This is a genomic window from Lactobacillus sp. UBA5813, from assembly GCF_002417895.1.
In the GTDB taxonomy this organism is placed as follows: domain Bacteria; phylum Bacillota; class Bacilli; order Lactobacillales; family Lactobacillaceae; genus Lactobacillus; species Lactobacillus amylolyticus.
Map to the genome: position 1 here is coordinate 1 of NZ_DICZ01000042.1, position 23,087 is coordinate 23,087.

16 protein-coding genes and 4 pseudogenes are annotated in these 23,087 nt (G+C 36.7%); 8 read left to right on the top strand and 12 right to left on the bottom strand.

Annotated elements, in window-relative coordinates; translation table 11 throughout:
• Positions 1-164 precede the first annotated feature (164 nt).
• Positions 165-587 (bottom strand): peptide deformylase, encoded by a 423-nt coding sequence (locus B2008_RS07295; RefSeq protein ID WP_281828521.1) that lies wholly within the window; start codon positions 585-587, stop codon positions 165-167.
• A gap of 109 nt (positions 588-696) precedes the next feature.
• Between B2008_RS07295 and B2008_RS07300 the strand changes: the two are divergent.
• Positions 697-1,359 (top strand): annotated as a pseudogene (locus tag B2008_RS07300) (DNA/RNA helicase domain-containing protein); the annotation flags it as partial.
• A gap of 137 nt (positions 1,360-1,496) precedes the next feature.
• Positions 1,497-2,633, top strand: a complete 1,137-nt coding sequence (locus B2008_RS07305; RefSeq protein ID WP_414672002.1) for a serine hydrolase domain-containing protein — start codon at positions 1,497-1,499, stop codon at positions 2,631-2,633.
• Between the two features lie 27 nt (positions 2,634-2,660).
• Here B2008_RS07305 and B2008_RS07310 read toward each other — a convergent pair.
• The 4 genes and pseudogenes from B2008_RS07310 to B2008_RS07325 all read right to left on the bottom strand — a co-directional run bounded on the left by B2008_RS07310 (position 2,661) and on the right by B2008_RS07325 (position 9,126).
• Positions 2,661-5,496: pseudogene (locus B2008_RS07310) on the bottom strand (DUF3427 domain-containing protein).
• Between the two features lie 68 nt (positions 5,497-5,564).
• Positions 5,565-6,998, bottom strand: coding sequence for an amino acid permease (locus B2008_RS07315; RefSeq protein WP_281828520.1), 1,434 nt, complete (start codon positions 6,996-6,998; stop codon positions 5,565-5,567).
• 97 nt (positions 6,999-7,095) lie between these two features.
• Positions 7,096-7,923, bottom strand: coding sequence for an exodeoxyribonuclease III (locus B2008_RS07320; protein ID WP_281828519.1), 828 nt, complete (start codon positions 7,921-7,923; stop codon positions 7,096-7,098).
• Between the two features lie 359 nt (positions 7,924-8,282).
• Positions 8,283-9,126: pseudogene (locus B2008_RS07325) on the bottom strand (fructosamine kinase family protein).
• A 108-nt stretch (positions 9,127-9,234) separates the two neighbouring features.
• Here B2008_RS07325 and B2008_RS07330 point away from each other — a divergent pair.
• The gene (locus tag B2008_RS07330) at positions 9,235-10,248 is read left to right on the top strand and encodes a D-2-hydroxyacid dehydrogenase (protein WP_281828518.1); all 1,014 of its coding nucleotides are present in this window, start codon (positions 9,235-9,237) and stop codon (positions 10,246-10,248) included.
• 72 nt (positions 10,249-10,320) lie between these two features.
• Here B2008_RS07330 and B2008_RS07335 read toward each other — a convergent pair whose 3' ends face one another.
• Complete coding sequence (locus B2008_RS07335; RefSeq protein WP_281828517.1) at positions 10,321-12,246, bottom strand: GTP-binding protein; 1,926 nt, start codon at positions 12,244-12,246, stop codon at positions 10,321-10,323.
• Positions 12,247-12,320: 74 nt separating this feature from the next.
• Between B2008_RS07335 and B2008_RS07340 the strand changes: the two are divergent.
• A pseudogene (locus B2008_RS07340) lies at positions 12,321-13,424 on the top strand (endonuclease/exonuclease/phosphatase family protein).
• Between the two features lie 39 nt (positions 13,425-13,463).
• Here B2008_RS07340 and B2008_RS07345 read toward each other — a convergent pair.
• From B2008_RS07345 to B2008_RS07360, 4 genes are all read right to left on the bottom strand, one after another.
• Positions 13,464-14,309 carry an aldo/keto reductase gene (locus tag B2008_RS07345; RefSeq protein ID WP_281828516.1) on the bottom strand — a complete coding sequence of 282 codons (846 nt, stop codon included), beginning with the start codon at positions 14,307-14,309 and terminating at the stop codon, positions 13,464-13,466.
• Between the two features lie 104 nt (positions 14,310-14,413).
• Positions 14,414-15,121, bottom strand: a complete 708-nt coding sequence (locus tag B2008_RS07350; protein WP_281828515.1) for a YjjG family noncanonical pyrimidine nucleotidase — start codon at positions 15,119-15,121, stop codon at positions 14,414-14,416.
• A 100-nt stretch (positions 15,122-15,221) separates the two neighbouring features.
• Positions 15,222-15,695 carry an S-ribosylhomocysteine lyase gene (locus tag B2008_RS07355; protein WP_281828514.1) on the bottom strand — a complete coding sequence of 158 codons (474 nt, stop codon included), beginning with the start codon at positions 15,693-15,695 and terminating at the stop codon, positions 15,222-15,224.
• Between the two features lie 48 nt (positions 15,696-15,743).
• A complete protein-coding gene (locus tag B2008_RS07360; protein ID WP_281828513.1) occupies positions 15,744-16,874 on the bottom strand; it encodes a 5-methyltetrahydropteroyltriglutamate--homocysteine S-methyltransferase in 1,131 nt (376 codons plus the stop codon).
• On the opposite strand from B2008_RS07360, the gene B2008_RS07365 reads away from it, so the two are divergent.
• From B2008_RS07365 to B2008_RS07375, 3 genes are all read left to right on the top strand, one after another.
• Entirely contained in the window at positions 16,808-17,698 is an 891-nt protein-coding gene (locus B2008_RS07365; RefSeq protein WP_281828524.1) for an ABC transporter permease, read from the top strand. The two genes, B2008_RS07360 and B2008_RS07365, sit on opposite strands and share 67 nt — an antisense overlap.
• Positions 17,695-18,453, top strand: a complete 759-nt coding sequence (locus tag B2008_RS07370) for an ABC transporter ATP-binding protein (RefSeq protein WP_281828512.1) — start codon at positions 17,695-17,697, stop codon at positions 18,451-18,453. The genes B2008_RS07365 and B2008_RS07370 overlap by 4 nt, the downstream gene beginning before the upstream one ends.
• An 82-nt stretch (positions 18,454-18,535) precedes the next feature.
• Complete coding sequence (locus B2008_RS07375; RefSeq protein WP_281828511.1) at positions 18,536-18,718, top strand: hypothetical protein; 183 nt, start codon at positions 18,536-18,538, stop codon at positions 18,716-18,718.
• Between the two features lie 41 nt (positions 18,719-18,759).
• Here the strand turns inward: B2008_RS07375 and B2008_RS07380 are convergent, their stop codons facing one another.
• Complete coding sequence (locus B2008_RS07380) at positions 18,760-19,338, bottom strand: GDSL-type esterase/lipase family protein (RefSeq protein ID WP_281828510.1); 579 nt, start codon at positions 19,336-19,338, stop codon at positions 18,760-18,762.
• Positions 19,338-20,372: an AI-2E family transporter gene (locus B2008_RS07385; RefSeq protein WP_281828509.1), complete on the bottom strand. Its 1,035-nt coding sequence runs from the start codon at positions 20,370-20,372 to the stop codon at positions 19,338-19,340. Before B2008_RS07385 ends, B2008_RS07380 begins: the two co-directional genes overlap by 1 nt.
• A 322-nt stretch (positions 20,373-20,694) precedes the next feature.
• Here B2008_RS07385 and nrdJ point away from each other — a divergent pair, with 322 nt between their 5' ends.
• Entirely contained in the window at positions 20,695-22,923 is a 2,229-nt protein-coding gene (gene nrdJ / locus B2008_RS07390; RefSeq protein ID WP_281828508.1) for a ribonucleoside-triphosphate reductase, adenosylcobalamin-dependent, read from the top strand.
• Positions 22,924-23,087: the final 164 nt, after the last annotated feature.

The following is a 23,087-nucleotide window of genomic DNA, read 5'->3' on the forward strand; positions in this document are numbered from 1 at the left end:
TTGTTCAGTTTTCAAAGTACTACCTCGTTGCCTTCATGACAACAAATTTAATAATACTCGCTGCTTGATTTTTTGTCAAGCGTTTTTTTATTTTGTTTTTGTCGTCATCTCCTGACGACAGTTAAATATATTACCCTCTTTCTCTGTCTTAGTCAATCATTTTATTAACTTTTTTGAATCAATATTCCATCGCAGTGATCTATTTCATGATGAATTACTTCTGAGGTTAACCCGTCAAACTCTTGAGTTCGATTTTCAAAGTTCATGGTCTGAAAACTTACGCGGATTTTCTTGTACCTTTTCGTACTTCTTTCTCCGCTTAAAGATAAACATCCCTCTTTTGTGATATACCTTTCTTCTTTATCAATTATTCTGGGATTGATCATTACCATCGCCAATGGTCCAACATAAAAGACAATAATTCTCTTATCTTTACCAATCATATTTGCAGCTAAGCCTAAAGCCAAATTTCTTTTTGCAATTAATGTGTCACGCAAATCGATTGCTATGTTAAGATCTGCCTTGGTGGCCGGCTGAGATTTTCTTTGTAAAAACATTTGATCATGAATAATATTTTGGGCTGCCATAGTTTTTTCTTTCTATAAATTATTTTCATAAAAATTGAGGCATCTTGATGATTAATGAAGCTATAAAAAAATTATTTCCTTTTAATGCACTTACTAATGAGCAAAAAATTCTCATCGCTATCCTCATCAAGATTACTTTTTACGGCATCAATTTAGAATGACTGCTTCAGATGATCTAATCAAATGGTTTAATGATTTTACAGCTGGCAAGCTAACTAAATTACCTACTGATGCGAGAAGAAATTATGACTTTCGTATTTATGATGATGCAGAAAAAATGCGTCAAGAAATAGTTAAGCGAAATGCAGAAGTTGGATTGTCTCGTATTTTATCTACCTCTGGCTATCCCTCCATTTTAGATGGTGGCAAACACTATATAAAAGAAGGAAGTTTTAAAATGCCTTGGGATCAATACAACTACACAGCAACACCTTGGGCAGAGATCCCTGCTACGATCAACGAGGTTGGCTCGATCTATACATGTCAGGGATTCGATCTTAACTACGCCGGTATCATAATCGGGCCACCGATTAGCCAAGTTCAAGGACAAAATCGTCTACAGGTTAACCTTGATAAAATGACAGATACTGAAATGTTTAAAAAGAGAACTGATTTAACAGATCCAGTAGAAATTGAACAATTAGAAAAGCAAATGGTAATGAATTCATTAAATGTTTTATTTAAGCGCGGCATTCATGGCTGCTATTTATACGCTCATGATCCGTTGCTGCGGCATACCCTTTGCACGTTATTTGATCAAATCAATCATTAAATATCATTAAAATTTAATCATTATAAAATATTTTCGTATTATTTAAGTTCTATAATGTAGCCAGGTCTTTCGAGGAGGAAAAACAATTTGAATAAAAAATTTTTAGCCTTAGCTACTGCAAGAGGAGGAAAAACAATTTGAATAAAAAATTTTTAGCCTTAGCTACTGCAATCGGACTAATCGGTCCAATAGCAGCCCCTGTTACTTATATTAAAGCTGCGAGCAATAATACTACTCAATCAGATCAAGCTGAGATGCGGCAATTTGTCCGCAATACTATGAATCAAAATCATGTTCGTGGCAGTGCGGTAATTATAAAAAATGGTGTCCCTCAGCAAATTAGTTTTGGATATGCCTGGTACGGTAAAAGAATTGGCAACGGAAATTCTAAAGTAGTCTATCCGGTATGCTCATTGCAAAAAGTCATAACGGCTGCAATGATCGTTCAATTAATTAATGAAAATTTGAAAACAAGCCAACGTTTTACTCAAAACACCAAAATTTCACGTTGGTATCCTGACATGACTAACGCTAACAAAATTACCGTTGGAAATTTGTTGACTCATACCTCTGGAATCAGAGCTACGGGAGCTGAAATTTATCGTGGCAAAACTTATTCTGAAGCCAGTGCGATTCAATGGGCAGTAAACAACGTTAATTCCTCCTCAGAGGGTACTGTCGGTACTTATTACTACAACAATACAAATTATATTTTACTGGCTGGTATCATCCGAGCAGTCACAGGTAAATCTTATCAAGCTAATTTTAATCAACGAATAGTCAAAAAACTTGGTTTAACGAATACTTACCTATATCAGGATATTCCTTCAAACAAAACTGATTCGATTTCTTACTATTCAAATGGTGGAAAGAACTATACGAAGGCTGCCTATGTTAAAAAACAGCTTGCTTCTCAAATGCCAGGAACGGGAGACATGTTTTCAACTCCAATGGACTACTATAAAATTCAAGTTGGTTTAACTAATGGTCAAATTTTAAGCAGTTCGGATTTTCATTATTTAACTCATTTAACCAGTAAAAATGCAACTTCCAACTATTCTGGTGGAATCTATCTTAAAAACAATGATAATTTGAAAATGGCATATGGTAATATTGCTGGCAATCACTTTGGCAACTGGTTCCAGATGACTACTGATAATCAAAATGGTTTAATTATGTTTCTAAATCAAACCGATAACAGTGAAGCATCTGTAAAAGCAGTTGGATATCAAATTTTGAATCATATTAAAACCAATACTTTCACTAGTAAATAAAAAAAGCGCTGCAGTTACGCAGTGCTTTTATTCTGTAAACAACAAATCATACATTGAGGCCGATAATGGCGTGGATAGAAGCAAGTTCATGCCAACCGCTGCCTTCTTTTTTGGCCCAATTTTTTTCTTCTTTTACAGTATCTTTTTGAATTTTTGCTTGTCCCAAATAAAAGAACTCTTTGCCCATTGCATCATTTTGCTTAACAAACAAATGAATTTTCATCTGACTATTGTGCAGTAATTTTTGTACTTCTGGAGAAGCAATATGGCGTGGACTACGTGTATACCAACGTAAACTGCAGCCGTCTGCTAATGAATTATTATAAATGGCATTACGCTTTTTATCTGAATCCTTCTTATAGGTAATAAAAATCGGCGTTTCTTTATTTCCCACTCGATAGCCATACATAGGAGCTGACACATCTTGAGGCCAATTCAAAAGACGACAGACATCTTCCCGATCATATTGCTTATATAAAGTAAACTGTTTATCAGATCGATACTTTTTACTCAAAAGCAAACCCGTCTTAATCGCATCTACAAATAGCATTCGGAAGTCTTTATCCTGTAAAGCATCCGTGAGTTTTAAAGAAAGACGATAATTTAAAAGATCGTGTTCAATTAGTGGATAATTACCGTATTCTGCCTTTTTTGTACTTTTCCCGGATTTTACATCAAAAAATGATAGAGTCAAAATATCATCAACCGAATGTAATAGTTCTGAAGTATGATAAGCTCCATTCCGATCTAATTCTGTACAATATTCTTCGTTAGAAATGCTAGTTTTCGGTAGTAGCAACTTCAGCAATAAGAGTTCATGCGGTCGTTTTCCATTCACTAATTCTTTGGTGATAAAAGCCAATACTTGAGACTCATACTTTGTTAATACAAGCTTCTCACCCATTTTTTGCAAAAAGTTGCCATAATGTTTTAATGAACGATTTTCTGCAAAAACAAGCGGTGAAACTGAACCGTAATGTGCAAAGTCCAATAACAGTGGCGGTCGTCCTATTTTCTGCTTTAATTCAGTATATGCCTGACGCAATTCTCGCAAACCATCAAGCTTTACTTTATCCAAGGATTGTAAAATCCTAGCAGCAGCAATCTGACTAAAGTTAATAGTTGATAGTCCAACAAAAGTAGGCAATTTTGTTTCTCTGCGTGCCAAATCGCGGCTACGACTCGTATCGTCATTTAACGCAATCGGAATTAAGTAGTTGTTTCGATAATTACCAATAAAATCTAAAACAGTTACAAATTCTTTTCCCGGATATTTTCGCAAGCCACGGCCAAGCTGTTGAATAAAGACAATACTTGATTGAGTATTACGAAGCATGATAATTTGATTAAGTTCTGGAATATCTACACCTTCATTAAACAAGTCAACCGTAACAATATATTCTAAAGAACCTTCTTTTAGCTGTTTTACTGTTTTCTGTCTATCTGCTTCACTGTCTTCGTTAGTCAATGCAACGGCTGGATGACCTTTTTGGATAAATTTGACTGCAAGCTTTTTAGCTTCAATTTGACGACTGCAAAAAATCAAACCACAAGCTTTTGCACCACAATAGCCATAATAATTCATCTGTTTGAGAATATACTTCACCCGTTCATCTGCAGTTAAATAGCGTAAATTCGTGGTCTCATCAATTACCTGACCATTCTGTTCATAGTCCTGAACGCCAACATAATGAAATGGCGTCAGCATTTTTTCTTCAAGCGCATCTCGCAAACGAATTTCATAAGCTAAATTATAATCAAAAATCTTATATACATTTTGCTTATCCATTCGTTCAGGAGTCGCAGTCATACCTAGCCAAAACTTTGGCTTAAAATAATGTAAAATTCGTTGATAGCTCGGTGAAGCTGAGCGATGAGCCTCATCGATTAAAATATAATCGAATTCTGCAGAATCAAATTGATTCAAAACGTTTTTTTGAGTCAAAGTTTGGACAGTTGCAAAAACATATTTACAATTTGATTCGTGCACATTTCCTGATAAAAGCCCGTAATCTGCCTTTTTGCCAGCAATAACCTTTCGAAAACTGGATAATGATTTTTGTGCAATTTGTCTGCGGTGAACAATATATAAAAATTTTTTAGGTGCAAAATCCTTCACAGCAAACGCTCCAAGATAGGTCTTTCCAGTACCAGTAGCAGAAACAACTAAACCTCTTTTCTGTCCCGCTGCAACCAATTCATTCAAATTTTGCAGAGCTTTCTTTTGCATTTTATTTGGAGATATTTCCTGGGTAATATTTTTCGCAGTAATCTTTTGAAAATTAGGTCTTTTCCACTGTCGCTGGTAATTCATTATCCAAGTTGAAGTCAAAGGCGCACTTTCTTGATCTAATTTTTGCAGTTGCCGACATATTTGTTTAGTTAAAGCTGCGTTCTCGGTAGAACTAACTTTTAAAGCCCATTCGCAGTTTGCCAGCAAAGCCGCGCGTGTAAAATTTGCACTTCCAATTACAACTGTTTCATAATTTTCATATTTAAACAGATATCCTTTTACATGAAAATTCGTTTGGTCAGCTATTTTTACCTTTAAATTTGGTATTTTTGTTAATTCTGCAAATACATTTGGTTCATTAAAGCCTAAATAATCACCCGTAATTAAGGTACCTGTTACATGCTTTTTAGCTAAATCTGCTAAAACAACTTTCAATGGAACCAACATGTCCTGAGTAATAAAAGCAACAGCCCAAGTAAAGCTTTGACAAGTCAGCAATTCACGTCTAAGGGTGAGCCAAATATTATCGTTTTTATCGTTTTCGAGCAATCGTGGGCCGTATAATTCATGTCCCGGGAAATGACTATCATATAAACCGTTCAAAATTGCATCTTTCAAAGCTTTATTCATTAAAACACCTCAATTATAATTTTACTCAACTAAAAAAAGAGATCCAACTAATTGGATCTCTTTTTTTCTTATTGCCAATGATCTTTAAAATGATACAAAATTAAAGGAATAATCACACTAATTGCACACATGCCGATTAAACTCGTAACGTATATTCCCTGCATCTTGGCTAGTGTGCCTACGGCCGGTGTAAAGGTTACAAAGAACGCAACTACTGTAATTAAAAACGCTAAGCATGAAATTGCAATACTAATCTTTGCACTTTTATTCATGTAATAAGCTCTATGCCAGTCCTCATGCTTATGTTTCAAAACAATATAGGCAATCAGCATTATTAGGTAAACCATCAAATACTGGGCGGTAGTAGCTGCTAAGGAAACATTAAATGCAAAGTCGGCATTGCTACCACTGCTAAAAGTAATTAGTACTGCAGTTATAGTAACAATTAACGATTGCGTAACCATCAAGCGTAAAGGAACGCCGTGTTTGGTTGCCTTTGCAAAAAGCTTTGGCAAATAACCTTCTTTAGCAGCTTCATACATTCCTTGATTTGGTCCGGCAAGCCAATTACCTAGCTCACCGATAATTCCGCAAGCCAGCATAACGCCCACAATTTTGTTTAAGACATCACCTGGCAAGCCAATTGAATTAAGCAATACACCGTAAGTATAAACAAAGCCAGTACTATTTTGAATTTCACTCTTAGGCACTGTCATTCCGATTGCCATCGAACCAAGTAAATCAAATAAAATTGCAGTTAAAGCTAAGCCCAGCATTACACGTGAATAGTAACGTGGATGTTCCAAATTCTTAACATGTGGTGCGGATGCTTCACCACCACAGAATGCCAACATGAACGGTACAAATGCAGCCAAGGTGCTGCTATTTAAATGATGTGGCACAACTGTTTGCCAATTAATTTGCATATGAAGTGGATGCCCTTGTGCAAGATAAACAAAGAAGGCAATGATAATACAAATTACTGGAATTGCAATTCCTATAATAAACAGCCATTCAGCGATACGACCAATTTTTCTAACTCCAATTACCTGAATCGCAGTCGCACCCCAAAGGATGATCATCATTAAGATAAACCGAGCAGGCGGTGTCGTATTAAACCAAGGCGTATTAAACGTAATTGACAGCGCACCGATAATGACATACATCATCGTGTCCATACCTACTGTGATGTTAATCCATTGTAAAAACATGGCTGTCCAACCGGTACGATCGCCTAAGTTGCCTTTTACCCAAGTAAAAATACCGCCTTTTCCCCAGCCATCAATCGAGGCCATTTCTCCGGCCATTTGTGTAATTGGTATAAACCAGCAAATACCAGCAATTAATAAATAAAATAATGCTGTTGCGCCTGTTTTCCCAAATAGTGCCAACTCAATAACAGAAATAACCATTGAACTAGTCATTGCGAAGAGCTTAAACGCAGTTAATCGATTGTATTTAAGATCCTGCTCTAATGCCCAGTTTTCTTTTTCTTCCCCCACGGGTTGCTCCTCCTTAAACAAACTTTTCGGAGATTTATTTTACTCTATTAGACCAATAATAAAAAGCATTCATTGTGAATGCTTTTCAGATTTTTAACTATAAGTCTATATCAAGCAAAATCGGGCAATGATCTGCTCTTTTTCCCGTGTCTATCATTTCAGACCACTTTATTTTATCAGCGATTCGATTGCTAGTTAGCCAATAATCAATTCTCCAGCCTGAGTTATTTGCCTTGGCCGTTCTTACTCGCTGTGCCCACCAGGAATAAACACCTTCAACGTTGCCATTTATTTTTCTAAATGAATCAGTAAAGCCGGCATCAAGAAGATGTGTAAAATCTTTTCTTTCTTCATCAGTAAAGCCAGCTGAATGATGATTGTTTTCTGGATGCTTTAAATCAATCGGTGTATGCGCACAATTAAAATCACCACTGGCCAATACTGGCTTTTGCTTATCCAATTGCTGCAAATACTCAATATATCTTTGATCCCAGACCTGTCTATCGGCTAATCTCTTTAAGCCATTTCCAGAATTCGGAGTATAAACTTGAGTCACAAAAAATGTTGGAAATTCTAACGTAATTATTCTGCCCTCTGAATCCATTGGTTCTGGAGCTCCAATCTTAGGATAAGAAGCTTTTAACTCTAGGTCTTTTTTATATAAATACATTGTACCGGCATAACCCTTTCGGGCAGGTTCTTCCGATGAACGCCAAACATATTTATATTCAGGAAACATTTCTTTCAAAATAGTCTGATGCTTTTTCGTAGGGCCTGTAGCAGGCAACTTTGTTTCTTGAATAGCTAATACATCAGGTGCCTCATCATGAAGTTTTTCTAGAATTTTACGCGTTTCTAGAGCACGAGTAGACTGCCCTGTTAATGCTGCATTAAGTGAATCGATATTCCATGAAATTAATTTCATTGTGTATTCTCCCTTACTTTTATAAATTTATTATAACGAAAAAAACTCAGCATAGATTTTTTCTAAACTGAGCTTTTTAAAGGGAGTTGTATTGAATGAGAATAACGAGAAAGTTAAGTCTTCTCTATAAATGATGCAAGCTTATGCGTGTAATACTGTAGAGATTAGGATGATTTAGTTTGTATCACACAGCTTGCGTATTTGAGATGTAAGTATAAGAATTTAAGATTTCTTACTCTTAGTTTTTTAAGCTATAAAACCACCTTTCTTGTTTTCAGGCTTAACAATTTCTGCTATGTCTATATAATATCAACAAAGTGACATCGCGTCACTAGCTAATTTATCCCTTAATAAAAAATTTAGAATTGCGCTAAAATTGTATCAACTTCATCGCCATAACTTTCACCAAACAGGTCAAGATGCATGCAAAGATAGTAGAAGCGATACCATGGAAGCCGCTTTTCTATTCCTGGATTGAATGGACAGATTTCACTATAAGCCTGATAAAAGTCTTGGTTGAAACCACCAAAAACAGTGGTCATGGCTAAATCAAATTCACGATCGGCATAAACAGCGTCCGGATCAATCAAATATGGTTTTCCATTTGCAAACATGACATTGCCAAACCATAGATCACCATGACACAGACTCGGCAAGACCTGATTTTTGCTGTAATAATCTAGAAAATTTTCCATCATATTTTGAAAATGATGTTCTCTAAAATCATTCCAACGACCAACTTTCTTAGCATAATTGACCTCAGGCATCACACGTTGATTAAGATAAAAATCTGCCCAGCTGCTATTCCATTGATTGTCTTTTTTCAAAATCTTAGTTTCATATTTATCGCCAAAACCAAATTGATCATTATGTTTCATGTGAAGCTTTGCCACTTCATATCCCAAATCTCTTTGGCTGTCCACATCAGCATCTAACCAATTTAAAAGCAAGTAGGCATCACCTTCAATTTGTCCACTATGAATTGGCGTTAATGTATTAACACCAGCTTGTGCAATTTCTTTTAGCCCTCTTTTTTTCATGATCGAAATACTTAGCCGAATGTTTAGGCTGAACTTTCATAAAATATTGTTGCTGTGGCGTCACTATTTTATAAGCTAAATTGATGTCACCACCACGAACAGATTGACAGGAAATTATGTTTTTTATCGGCAATTGTTTCAGCCAATTTTGGTTAATTTGCATAATTATTTTTCCTTTCTAAAAAAAGAAACGCTTTTGTGTTTTGTCACACAAACTCAAGTGTATAATAGAAAACGGTCATACTATTAATTTTTACGGAGGTAGAATTTTATGACAAAGATTTTTGCTTACGCTATTCGTAAAGACGAAGAACCATTCTTGAACGAATGGAAAGAAGCTCACAAGGATATCGACGTTGATTTCACTGATCAACTTTTGACTCCTGAAACTGCTAAGTTAGCTAAGGGTGCCGATGGTGTTGTTGTTTACCAACAATTAGATTACACCGCTGATACTCTTCAAGCTTTAGCAGATGCTGGCGTAACTAAGATGTCATTACGTAACGTTGGTGTTGATAACATTGATATGGACAAGGCTAAGGAATTAGGCTTCGAAATTACCAACGTTCCTGTTTACTCACCAAATGCTATTGCTGAACATGCTGCTATTCAAGCTGCACGTGTATTACGTCAAGACAAGCGCATGGACGAAAAGATGGCTAAACGTGACTTACGCTGGGCTCCAACTATTGGTCGTGAAGTTCGTGACCAAGTTGTTGGTGTTGTAGGTACTGGTCACATTGGTCAAGTATTTATGCGTATTATGGAAGGTTTCGGCGCAAAGGTTATTGCTTACGATATCTTCAAGAACCCAGAACTTGAAAAGAAGGGTTACTACGTTGACTCACTTGATGACTTGTACAAGCAAGCTGATGTAATTTCACTTCACGTTCCAGATGTTCCAGCTAACGTTCACATGATCAACGACGACTCAATCAAGAAAATGAAAGACGACGTTGTAATTGTAAACTGCTCACGTGGTCCACTTGTTGACACTGATGCTGTAATCCGTGGTTTGGACTCAGGCAAGATCTTCGGCTTCGTTATGGATACTTACGAAGACGAAGTTGGTATCTTCAACAAGGATTGGGAAGGTAAGAAGTTCCCAGATGACCGTTTGGCTGACTTAATTGACCGTCCAAACGTTTTGGTAACTCCACACACCGCCTTCTACACCACTCACGCTGTACGTAACATGGTTGTTAAGGCATTTGACAACAACTTGAAGATGATCAATGGTGAAAAGCCAGATTCTCCAGTTGCATTGGACAAGAACAAGTTCTAAAAATCATTTAGAATTTCATCTAAAAAGCGTTGAACATTAAGTTCAACGCTTTCTTCTTTTTCTATTTTTCCTTTAATCTAATGGGTAAACATATGGAAACTGCACCGCTTCTGGAACCTTATTCCAAGTTACTGTATGTCCTGCCCCATGTGAACAGAAGACTGAATTAGGGGTATTTTCTAAATCAGAAACGGGATCATAATCTTTCTCAGTGATAATTTTTTCACTATTATGGCATTCACAATAACCTGAAAAGACGCATTCCAAATATCCTTCACCATGACTATAACTGTGAACTTCATTAGCATAATCTTGCATCTCTGAAACAGGTGCTTGTCCTATGATCGTAGTATATTTTCCATTATCTTGAGGACTTTCAAACTTGCCACTCATTCTTTGAATATCGTTGAGTGTACGTCCCACTTGACTTGCCGGAATTTCCAGTCGAAAATCATACCATGGTTCAAGCAGTTTACAGGCACCTTTTTGTTTTAATTCCATCAATCCCTGACGTACAGCCCGATATGTCGCTTCGCGGAAATCGCCACCAACCGTATGCACATTGCTGCCTCGTCCACCAATTAACGTAATCTTCATATCTGTGATCGGCGCACCAATTAGTACGCCAAGATGTTCCTTAGAATCTAAGGCCGTCATAATTTGATGCTGCCAGTTTTTGTCCAAAACTTCTAAACTGCATTCATTTGCAAAAATCAGACCACTATTTTCTTTTCCTGGTTCTAACAACAGGTGTACTTCAGAATAATGACGCAAAGGCTCGAAGTGCCCTACTGCTTCAATCTTTTGAGTAATAGTTTCTTTGTATAAAATACTGCCTTGATCAAAAGTAATGTTTAAATCAAAACGGTCCGCTAAAACCTGCTGTAAAATTTCTAACTGAATTTTACCCATAATTTGCAAATGAATCTCTTGTAATTGCTCTGACCATTTAATATGCAGACCAGGATCTTCATCTTCCAAAATTTTCAAAGCATCCAAGCATTTATAAATATCATTTTCACCAGGATTTACACGATAAGTTAAAACCGGTCGCAGGCCATTATAAATATCAGCAATATTAATGCCCTGACCAGGATAAGTTGAATTTAAACCAGTTGCTGTGACAATTTCACCACTATTGGCCTCAGAAACGATTTGATATTTGCTGCCGTCATAATCACGCAATTGATCAATTTTTTCTTTTGGAAAAAGTTCTGTCTTTGCCTTTAACTGTCCCCCTAGGACTTTCAGCCACGTTAAACGACTGCCTTTTTCATCATGGGATATTTTAAAAACTCTTGCTACAAATTGATCAGATTTTTCAGCTTCTTTTGTCCATTGCTTAATTCCCGCAATGAATTCTTTTACACCAGTTAGTTTTAACGCAGAGCCAAAGTAAATTGGAAAGATTTTCCTTTCAGCAATTAATTTTTTAATCTGCTCATCTGCAATTTTGCCTTCATTTAGATATTGATCAAATAATTTTTTATTAACCGTAGCGATATTCTCATAAAAATCAGCATCACTTTTTGAAAAATCAAAACAACTATCATCCAGATTTTTTTGAACATCTGCAATAATTTTCTCTTTATCGACGCCGAGAGCATCCATTTTATTGATAAAAATAAAACACGGTATCTCATAGTGTCTTAGCAAATTCCAGAGCGTGCGCGTATAACTAGTGATACCATCTGTTGCTGAAATAACTAAGATGGCATAGTCCAATACACTCATTACTTGCTCGGTTTGTGCCGCAAAATCTATGTGACCTGGCGTATCAAGCAAAGTTAATTTAAAATCTGGCAATTGAAGTTGTGCTTCATGCGAATAAATGGTTATTCCTCTTTTTTTCTCCAATTCATCAGGATCCAAAAAAGCATTTCCATTATCTACGCGTCCTAATTTTCTTAAGTTTCCCGCCTCATAAAGCAATGCTTCAGACAAAGTAGTCTTACCAGCATCAACGTGAGCAACAATGCCTGCCGTAATTTCTTTCACAATATACTCACTTCCTATAGTTATAATTTTACGCTTTGCTATAATAAATTGGTATTTTGGTGTTGAGGTAAAGAATGAAAATTTTTAAGAGAATTAGTTTTACGCTTATTGGTATTATCATTGTTTTACTAGTTGCAATTGGTTGCTATGTCCGGTTACATGCAAGCACATTCCTATCGCATCCCTGATAATCAAAAATTAGCAATTGGCAACAATCAAGCAGCTAAGTTGCAGTTAAATAAAACTTTACTGCAACAACTTATAACGTAGGTTTTGGTGTATATAATCAAAAATTTAGTTTTTTCATGGATAAAGGTGAATTAAAAAATGGTACCAAAACCCAAGGTACTCGCGGAACGGCCTTTTCTAAACAAGCAGTGCTTGATTCAACTAACGGCGTAATCAAGACTATGAAAAAGCTCAATCCTGATTTCATGCTTTTCCAAGAAATCGATACTCATTCCACTCGCAGTCACTATGTCAATCAAGTAAAAATGGTTGAAGAACACTTTAATGATTACGATTATACTTTTGCTAATAATTTTCACAGTGCTTACCTGCTCTGGACTCTCAATGATCCACACGGAAGTGTTCAGTCCGGCTTGCTTAGCATGAGCAAATATGACATGCAAAGTGCAGTCAGACGAAAGTTCCCTGTAACGAGTGCCTTTATTTCAAAATTTACGGATCTAGACTGCTGCTTCACAGTTATGCGCTATCCAATTAATAATGGCAAAAATTTAATTATGATTAACAGCCATATGTCCGCTTACGATAAAGGCGGAAAAATGCGAAAGGCACAAATGAAACTACTATCTAAAGTAATTGAAAAAGAATATCATGCCGGTAATTACGTAATTGTTGGCGGTGACTTTAATCATGCTTTAGGAAAGGACATGCTGACCCATTTCGATCATCAAGAAAAGATTCCTTCTTGGGTTTCGGTTTTAAGTCAAAAAATGTTGCCTAAAGATTTCATCATGGTCAAGGCGACCAACCGTGAAAATGTGGCTACTGTTCGGTCTACCGATATGAAATATAATCCTAAAGTTAATTATCAAACAGTCGGTGATGGTTTCATTGTTTCCAAAAACGTCTCGGCTAAAGCTGTCAATATTAACACTGATTACCGTTATGCCGATCATAATCCAGTTAAATTATCATTTAAGCTTAAATAAAAATGGATCTGAAATCTCAGATCCATTTTTATTTTTAATTTAGAATGTAACTTTATCCGGATCGTTGGCTAATTTAGCAACACCATGCAACCCATCAAGCTTCTTCATATCTTCTGGACTAATTTCAAAATCAAAAACTTCAGCATTAGCAGCGATATATTTTGGATGCACTGACTTAGGAAGTGGCAAGAATTTATGTTGCAAAGACCAACGAATTAAAATTTGCGCTGGGGATTTACCATAGCTTTGAGCAACTTCATTGATAGTATCGTTGCCAAGCAAGCCACCAGTACCTAATGGACTATAAGCCTCATTCAAGATGCCGAGCTTTGTATTATAAGCAGTCAATTCAGTTTGCATATCACTCGGATTTAAGTAATTTTGGTTAACCGCAGGTTTAATTTCTGCTGTTTTAATTAATTCATCCAAGTGCTTTTTTCTAAAATTGGAAACACCGATTGCACGAATTTTGCCAGCCTTAACTGCTTCTTCCATTGCCTGCCAGCTTTCAGCATTTAATTCTGCCCAATTATCACGCATAGCAGCTGGATTTGGCCAGTGAATTAAATACAAGTCCAAATAATCTAAACCTAGTTTTTCCAAACTGGTATCGATTGCTTTTTTAGCCTTATCATAACCGTGATCGGCATTCCAAAGCTTAGTGGTAACAAACAACTCATGGCGGTTAATACCGCTCGCCTTGATTGCTTCACCAACGCTTTCTTCATTACCATAAGCTGCCGCAGTATCAATATGACGGTAGCCACTGTTCAAGGCTGCTAAAACTGATTCTTTAGCTACTTCTCCACTTGGAGTTTGCCATGTCCCAAAACCAATAATTGGAATTTTTATGCCATTATTTAAAGTGTAGGTATCTGTTAACATAATTTACCTCTTCAAAATATCATAGTTGCTACTTACTTAATTATAGTGGATAAAATCATAAGTTTCATTTATTTTGATTTGGTAATTTTGTGTTACACGTGAAACTAATATTTCTTTTTAAAATCGTTTTTCATCAGTTCAACAAACTGAGGATAGTTGTCCACTACAAACAAAGGATGCAAATTCAAAGTATTTTTACGATGGCGATGATTATACCAGATGCTATCAAAGCCGTAACGTTCCGCACCTAAAATATCAGATTGCAAGCCATCGCCAAAGAATAGTGTTTCATTTGGGCCAATCTCAGTTCGACTAAAGAAATAATCAAAGGCATGTTCATTTGGCTTTTGATAATGTGCCTCTTCAGATGTAACTATGAGATCAAAATAGTCTTTAATTCCTGCTAACTCTAAGCGGTGACGTTGCATAAATTTCTCACCATTGCTTAGAATTGTTAGTTTATAGCCTTGTCTTTTAGCAAATTTTAACGTATCTTCAATACCAGGCAATAATTGATGTGCTTCACCGAAATAAGAGCGAAATTCATCCATGGTCTTTTTGCCATCCACGTCAATATCAAGATGGTCTTTTAAAAAGACACGGAAACACTTTTCACTTAACTCATCATAGTTTATTTTACCCTGCTCCAAATCCCGCCACAAGCCTTGATTATAAGCATGGTATTGGTTCTGAAGTTCATTTGACAGCTGCCAATGATGTGCATCAAATAAACTATGCAATGCAAAATTTTCTGTTGCTGCAAAATCAATTAAAGTATCATCCACGTCAAAAATAAGTTGTTTGTAGCGCATAAATTGATCCTTTCTATAATTGCTAGAAAAGTCATTATAACATGCAATCAAAAAGCACCTCCATTGGAGATGCTTTTCATATGTAGATTGAATTTTGCTTTTAAATCACATGACGATTAAATGGATCATCACTAATGCCTTCAGCTAAGATATCACGGCACCATTCTTTAGCAGTAAATAACGAGTGATCACGATAATTGCCGCAAGTCTTGATCGTCGTTCCTGGAACATCTTCCCAGGTGATCGTATCACGAATTTCTTCAAGTGATGACTTCAAGGCTTCAGCAACTTCAGTAGTTGAATGCTCGCCCCAAACAATTAAGTGAAAGCCTGTACGACAGCCAAATGGTGAGCAATCAATTACACCATCCAAACGATCGCGAAGCAAACTAGCGAGAAGGTGCTCAATCGTATGAAGTCCACCAGTTGGAATTGCATTCTTATTTGGTTGAACCAAACGCAAATCGTAATTAGAAATCTTATCGCCTTTAGGTCCTTCTTCTACGGTAATCAAGCGAACGTAAGGTGCCTTAACTTTAGTATGATCTAATGTAAAACTTTCAACCTTAGCCATAATTAATCTCCTTATCTTCTAACTATATATCTATATAATAATCAAAAACTATCTCCAAATCTCTTTTGCAGTACTGATAACTACTGCAATTTTTTGCCACTCTTGTTTTTCAGTTAAATGATTACCTTCTTCTGTTGAAGCAAAACCACATTGAGTACTCAATGCCAAGTTATCTAAATCATGGTATTGGTTGGCTGATTTTACTCGTGCAATCAAATCATCAGGATTTTCCAACTCTGGTTTCTTGCTTGTAATCAAGCCAAGAACTACTTCCTTATCTTCAGGAACTTCCTTGATTGGTTCAAAACCACCGGCTCTTTCACTATCAAATTCCAAATAGAAAACATCAACTTTTTCTTGAGCAAAAACATATTTAGCTACTGGACCATAACCACCTTTAACAGCCCAAGTTGAATGATAATTACCACGACAAATGTGAGTTGAAACTCTTAAATCTTCTGGCAAATCATGCAAGGCACTGTTGTTAACGCGTAAGTATTTTTCTTCAAGTTCATCGCGCTTGAATCCTTGCTTAACCATTGTTGCCCAAAAATCATCGTCGACAACCATGCCCCAAGTACAATCGTCCAACTTAATATCGCGACATCCTGCATTATAAAGGGCAATAATCAAATCATGATAAGCTTTGCCAATATCATCGAAGAGCTCATCTTCGCTATCATAATATTTCTTAACTGCTGCAACATTTTCAGGATCACGCACAAGTTCAGCGTAGAATTGAGCTGGAGCAGGAATACTTTGACGAGGAATAACATCACTGTCAGCAGTAATTGATTTCAAAAACTTAAAAGCTCTTAAGTCTGGGTGATCACCTGTAAATTTAATTTTGCCTTCTACTTGAGCCGAATCATTACGTGTTTCTTCATCATGGAAGAAATAGCCGTGTTCTTGCTTAGTATGTTTGATACCGCCGAAGCCCCAAAATGTATCAAGGTGCCAGTAGCTTCTTCTGAATTCGCCATCAGTAACGATCTTTAATCCTGCTTCTTCTTCCTTTTTTACCAACTTAGTGATTTCTTCATCTTCAACTTTAGTTAAATCTTCACGAGAAATCTTATTCTCCGCAAATTCAGCTCTAGCCTTCTTTAAAGCTGCTGGTCTTAAAAATAGGACAAGGTCTGTTATGGGGCATTTTAGCATTGGGACTATATCTTTCATTCAGAATTTTAAACTTTCCGGATATGACTGTTGAAGGAACCTTTCCCTTCGGTGCGGCTATCTGCGTTTCTGCATTAGTTTATGGTATCAATCCGTTTGTCGCAACTTTCTTATCCTTTATCGCCGGCATGATTACTGGGGCAGTCACTGGACTGCTCTATACTAAAGGTCGAATTCCAATTTTACTTGCCGGAATTCTAACGATGACTGGTGTTTACTCTGTTAATTTGCAAATTTTAGGTAAAGCAAATGTAGGCTTGCTTAATCACGCAACTTTGCTTAACGGCAGTCTGCTTAAAAAATTACCAACCAATTTTCCCACTATCGTAGTTGGATTAATTTTTGCAATTGCAATCGTAATTTTGCTAGCACCCTTTTTAAATACCGATCTAGGTCAAGCATTTATCGCTACTGGCGACAATGAAAACATGGCACGTTCACTCGGCATTAACACTGACAATATGAAAATCTTAGGTTTAATGATCTCTAATGGTCTGATTGGCTTAGCTGGTGGTTTGCTAGCACAAAATGGTGGCTACGCTGACGTCAACATGGGGATCGGTACTATGGTTATCGGATTGGCCGCAATTATCACTGGCGAAGTCGTATATGGCAACTTGAGTTTGACGGCACGGCTTGTCGCTGTAGTCGTTGGCAGCATTCTTTATCGTTTGGTCTTATTAGTAGTTTTACAATTAGGCTTTAGCACTAATGACTTCAAACTAATCTCTGCCATCATCTTAGCAATCTGCTTGATGCTCCCACTTTTCCAAGAAAAATTCCATATTCATCAATTATTAAAACGAGGAGTTGAACGTCCATGAGTAAACTTAAACTTCAAAATATCAGCACTACTGTCAATATTGGCAATGGTGAACAGAAACAAATTTTAAAAAATATCAATCTTGAACTTAACGATGGCGATTTCGTCACTCTGCTTGGTACCAACGGGGCCGGGAAATCTACTTTGCTTAATATCATTAACGGTTCACTTGCACCTACAACTGGAAAAGTAATTTTAGATGAAAAAGATATTACCAACTTGTCCGAAGTTAAGCGTGCAAAATATATCGCTCAGGTTTTTCAAGATCCCAAAATGGGAACGGCTCCAAGAATGACTGTAGCCGAAAATTTGCTTCTAGCTACTAAAAGAGGAAAACATCGCGGACTAAAAATGCGTGGTTTAGACAAGCATTTGCCAATGTTTTCACGTGAAACAGCGCAGCTCCCTAACGGCCTGAATGAGCGTTTAAATACTTTTGTTGGTAATCTATCAGGTGGTCAAAGACAAACTCTCAGCTTCCTTATGGCGACCATTCAGCGGCCAAAACTGCTCCTGCTTGATGAGCACACTGCGGCACTTGATCCTAATACCAGTCGTGAACTATTGGAATTAACCAACAAAGTCGTCCAACAGCAAAAATTAACCTGCGTTATGATTACTCACCAATTAAAAGACCCTCTTAAATATGGCAATCGAACCATTATCTTAAACAGCAGTAAAGTTGTTTTGGACGTTAGTGGTGAAAAACGACAAAAACTAACTGAAGATGACATCTTGCAATACTTTACTGACTAAAAATTTAAATTAGTGCTAAGATCCTTTCCTTTTTTCTATATTAGCGGGTAAAATATTTTTATAAAGAAAACGGAGGTACAAGATGCTTTCATTTTTATTAGTATTATTTTTATTATGGTTATTCTTTAAATTAGGAATTGGAATAATCAAAATTATTGGTTTCTTAATTGTAGTTGCCATTATTGCAGCATTTTTCGCATATTTATTAATTCCACTTCTTGCTCTGCTAGCAGTAGGTGGTCTAGTATTTGCAGCAATGAAATAATTTATGAAAACAACGAAAAAGTCCGGAGAATTTCCGGACTTTTATTTTTTTATCTTTTTTAATTGAGCAAACAATAAATCTGCCAATAGTTGATACCCGGCTGCTCCAAAATGAAGGCCGTCATTTTTTATTCCGTGACACAAATGGGACAAATCTCCGTGTTCAATCATCGCTTGTGCTAGATTCAAATAGTGCGTCCCATATTCTTCAGCAACTTCTGAAATAGCAGTACTGTATTGTTTGACTAACTGATTATTCCTGACCAGCTGCTTTTTTTCATCAACAGCCGGAGGTGAAATCAATACAACATATTGTGGCCAGTATTCACATACAACTGCTGAAACAATTAATTCCATATTGTTTTTGAACTGCCTGATAGTCACTTGCTTATGTGTCGCCAAATCATTTGTTCCTAGCAAAATAACTAAAACATCATGCTGCTTTTGCTTTAGGACCAGCTCGCTAAGACGCGCAAAGAAAGCACCCGAATTTATTCCTGAAACAGCTGTATTCGTTAAAAGCAGATCAGGATCTCTTCGTTTAAGTTCATAATTCAGAATAGGTTCTTGCATCCCTTCATGACGAGCAATAATGCTATCTCCTGTTAATAAAGCTCTCATTATTTAGCCTGCTTTTTTTTACTCTTATATGAAGATTTGATATCTAGTACATCTAATAAGAAAGTAAAAATTGGAACACCGACGATCAAACCCCAAATCCCCCAAAAATGTTCTGCGACAAGCAAAACCAGGAAGGTGTAAAAAATTGGCAGTTCCGTTTTGCTAGCCATAAATTTTGGATTCAAAATATATGCTTCTATAGCATGAATTACCATAATCATGATAAAAAGATAAATTACGTACCGAAAACCGCCAACTGAATAACCAATAATACTCAATGGAATCAGTGAAATGATCACGCCAGCAACTGGGATCAAACTCAAAATGAAGACCATTAATCCTAATGCAATAATTTGCGGCATTTTCATAAAGGCTAAACAAATCATTGTTAATGCGGTATTGCAGAGGGCAATGAAAAACTGTGCTTCAAGGACAACCCCGAACGTATTCGTAAACTTTCTGCCAAAATAGCGGACATCTTCAAAGAACCACTTAAAAATTCCGCTTTTTACAAACAAATTAGAGAACTCATTCATTTTCTTCAATTCAATCGTATAGAAGAAACTTAAAATTAGTGACATGAAAATCGAAACCGTTAAAGTACCAACACTGGTTAACGTCTTCATCATGACGCTCATCCCTGTTTTAGCTTGAGTCACCAATTCATTTCTATTAACATAGCGGCTTACGTATCGCATAATTCCTGTCATGCTGTCGCTCTCATAAAAGGCCAAGACGGATTTAAACATCTTACCGATCTGTTTAACTAGCATCGGCAAATAAATCGTTACAGCGAAGTATAGACACAGCAGAATCAAAATATATGTGATTGACACAATTACACCCGATGGAATTTTTGGAATATGTCTTTGAACCAACCTAATTAAATGAACAACCAGATAAGTAAAAATAAAAGTTAGCAAAATTGTGTTCATCATTGCTCGCATCTCATATAAAAGAGCAACGATTACCAACAAGACCACAAATCTTCTAAGCGGTACGTTTTGCTTGAATCTTTGCCAAGCATTTTCCATAAATAAACCTCCCTTAATTGTGGATATACGATGCTTGAGCCCTATTTTATGCCTAATAAATTACAAAGAAAACTACTATCTTTTTGTTACACACTTCTTCTGAGATTTTTACCATTAAAAAATCTCAGATATCTCTCTTAATTATGTACGATTTTTTTCTTATATAAATCTTTACGGAGACAACGAATTACATTTTTTGGACTTAATCATGCTAAAATATTTTTGTTTACAACACAATATCTTGTGGTATTCTAAATTCTGTCATCAACAAATTGTGTATTTGTGAAACACTTGTAACTAAATTATATAGGAGAGTTGTGGGATGAAAGTCATTAAATTAGATCAAAAATTTATTGATCAAGTAAAACAAGAAGTTAAGCCCCATTGGGGTGAATTAGGTTGGGTCACTTATAAGAGAACCTATTCTCGCTGGTTAAACGACAAAAACCGTTCTGAAAACTGGGACGAAACTGTTAAACGAGTAATTGAAGGAAACATTAATCTCGATCCGCGATTAAACGACAATCCTTCTGAAGAAGTTGTTGCTCAATTAACCAATGAAGCTCAAAAATTGTTCCGCTTAATCTATGGTCTATCTGCTACACCATCCGGTCGTAACCTTTGGATTTCCGGTACTGACTACCAAAAGCGTAACGGTGATTCTTTGAATAACTGCTGGTTTATCGCTATTCGTCCACAAAATTATGGCGATAGTCATATCAGACCATCATATTTAAGCCAAAAAGATGTAGCTGTTTCAATGCCATTTTCATTCCTCTTCGATCAATTAATGAAGGGCGGCGGCGTTGGCTTTTCAGTTGTAAAAGACAACATTAAGCAAATTCCTAAAGTTGATCAAAAGATCGATTTAACAGTAGTTATCGATAAAAAGAGCAAATCATATGATGCTTCTGTTAAATTAGGTGCTACTGATAAAGAAGAATGGCAAAAGCAAAATCAAGATAAAGACGATTACGTTTACTACGAATTGCCTGATACTCGCGAAGGCTGGGTTTTGGCAAATGCTCGACTGATTGATATGCACTTCAATGCTACTAATCTTGAGGGCAAAAAGAAGTTAGTCTTAGATATCAGCAACATTCGCCCTTACGGTACTAAGATTCATGGCTTCGGCGGCACTGCTTCAGGTCCAATGCCTTTAGTTGAAATGTTCTTTGATATTAATAAGGTTATCAATCCTAAGGCCGGTGAAAAATTAACTGCCGTTGACGCAACTGATATCTGCAACTTGATTGGTAAGACAGTTGTTGCTGGTAACGTTCGTCGTTCTGCTGAACTTGCTTTGGGTTCAAATGACGACCAAGACTTCATTAAGATGAAGCAAGATAAAGATAAGCTTTACCACCACCGTTGGGCATCAAATAACAGTGTTGCAATTGATTCTAAATTCGATAATTACGGTCCAATTGCCGACGGAATTTTGCATAATGGTGAACCTGGCGTTGTTAATCTTGAACTTTCTCGCAACTACGGCCGAATTGCCGATGGTTACCAAGCTGGCATCGATGATAACGTCGAAGGAACAAACCCATGTGGCGAAATTTCCTTATCTAACGGTGAACCATGCAACTTGTTTGAAGTCTTCCCTTATGTTGCTGAAAAACAAGGCTGGGACTTAAAAGAAGTCTTTGCTTTAGCTGCTCGTTTTGCTAAGCGTGTAACCTTCAGTCACTACGATTGGGAAATATCAAGAAAGATTATTCAAAAGAATCGTCGTATCGGTATTTCAATGTCTGGTATTCAAGACTGGATCTTGTCACGCTTTGGTCACCGTGTTGTTACCGGTTGGGAAGATGCTAAAGATCCTGAAACTGGTGCAGCAATTAAGAAGCCAATCTATGATCCAGAAATCGTAAAGACCTTCGATGGCCTTTACAAAGCAGTTGTTAAAGCTGATAAAGATTACAGCGATGTTTTAGGCTGCAACACTTCAATCAAGCACACAACTGTTAAGCCTTCAGGTACTGTAGCTAAACTTGCAGGTGTTTCCGAAGGGATGCACTTCCACTACGCTCGCTACTTGATCCAAAGAATTAGATTCCAAGCTTCTGACCCATTATTGCCAGCCCTTAAGGAATGTGGTTACTACACTGAACCTGATATCTACACTAAGAATACTATTTGTGTAGAATTTCCACTTCGTGCTGCTAACGCTGACAGCAAGCAATTTGCATCTGCTGGTACTGTATCAATCGGCGAACAATTTGCTACGCAAGCATTTTTGCAAACCTACTGGTCAGATAACGCTGTATCATGTACCGTTACCTTCCAAGATGGTGAAAGCAAGCAAATTGCCCCACTTCTTCATCAATACCGTCACATCATCAAGTCAACTTCACTTCTTCCATACTACGGCGGCAGCTTAAAACAAGCTCCAAAAGAGCCAATTAATAAAGAAAAGTATGAAGAAAAAGCTGCTCAAATCAAGGGAGACGTTGAAGCAGTCTTCATGAAGCAAAACGATGATAAAAAAGACCTTGAATTGGTTGGTCAAACCGATTGTGAAGGCGGAGCATGCCCAATTAAATAAAAATCAAAATTCTTGGAGGATTAAAAATGAATAAATTAGTTAAAAAGCTCGGTTTACTTTTCACTGTTATCCTGTTATCCTTGGGTGCTGTTGGCATCGCAGATGCAAACAATAACCAAGTTCAGGCTGCTAAGACAATCAAAGTTACATATACTTTGAAAAAT

Bases quoted from the DNA above. Each gene is read 5' to 3' on its own strand.
- B2008_RS07295 (WP_281828521.1), bottom strand. From the start codon at position 587: ATGGCAGCCCAAAATATTATTCATGATCAAATGTTTTTACAAAGAAAA.
- B2008_RS07320 (WP_281828519.1), bottom strand. From the start codon at position 7,923: ATGAAATTAATTTCATGGAATATCGATTCACTTAATGCAGCATTAACA.
- B2008_RS07330 (WP_281828518.1), top strand. From the start codon at position 9,235: ATGACAAAGATTTTTGCTTACGCTATTCGTAAAGACGAAGAACCATTC.
- B2008_RS07345 (WP_281828516.1), bottom strand. From the start codon at position 14,309: ATGTTAACAGATACCTACACTTTAAATAATGGCATAAAAATTCCAATT.
- B2008_RS07350 (WP_281828515.1), bottom strand. From the start codon at position 15,121: ATGCGCTACAAACAACTTATTTTTGACGTGGATGATACTTTAATTGAT.
- B2008_RS07355 (WP_281828514.1), bottom strand. From the start codon at position 15,695: ATGGCTAAGGTTGAAAGTTTTACATTAGATCATACTAAAGTTAAGGCA.
- B2008_RS07360 (WP_281828513.1), bottom strand. From the start codon at position 16,874: ATGAAAGATATAGTCCCAATGCTAAAATGCCCCATAACAGACCTTGTC.
- B2008_RS07370 (WP_281828512.1), top strand. From the start codon at position 17,695: ATGAGTAAACTTAAACTTCAAAATATCAGCACTACTGTCAATATTGGC.
- B2008_RS07375 (WP_281828511.1), top strand. From the start codon at position 18,536: ATGCTTTCATTTTTATTAGTATTATTTTTATTATGGTTATTCTTTAAA.
- B2008_RS07380 (WP_281828510.1), bottom strand. From the start codon at position 19,338: ATGAGAGCTTTATTAACAGGAGATAGCATTATTGCTCGTCATGAAGGG.
- B2008_RS07385 (WP_281828509.1), bottom strand. From the start codon at position 20,372: ATGGAAAATGCTTGGCAAAGATTCAAGCAAAACGTACCGCTTAGAAGA.
- nrdJ (WP_281828508.1), top strand. From the start codon at position 20,695: ATGAAAGTCATTAAATTAGATCAAAAATTTATTGATCAAGTAAAACAA.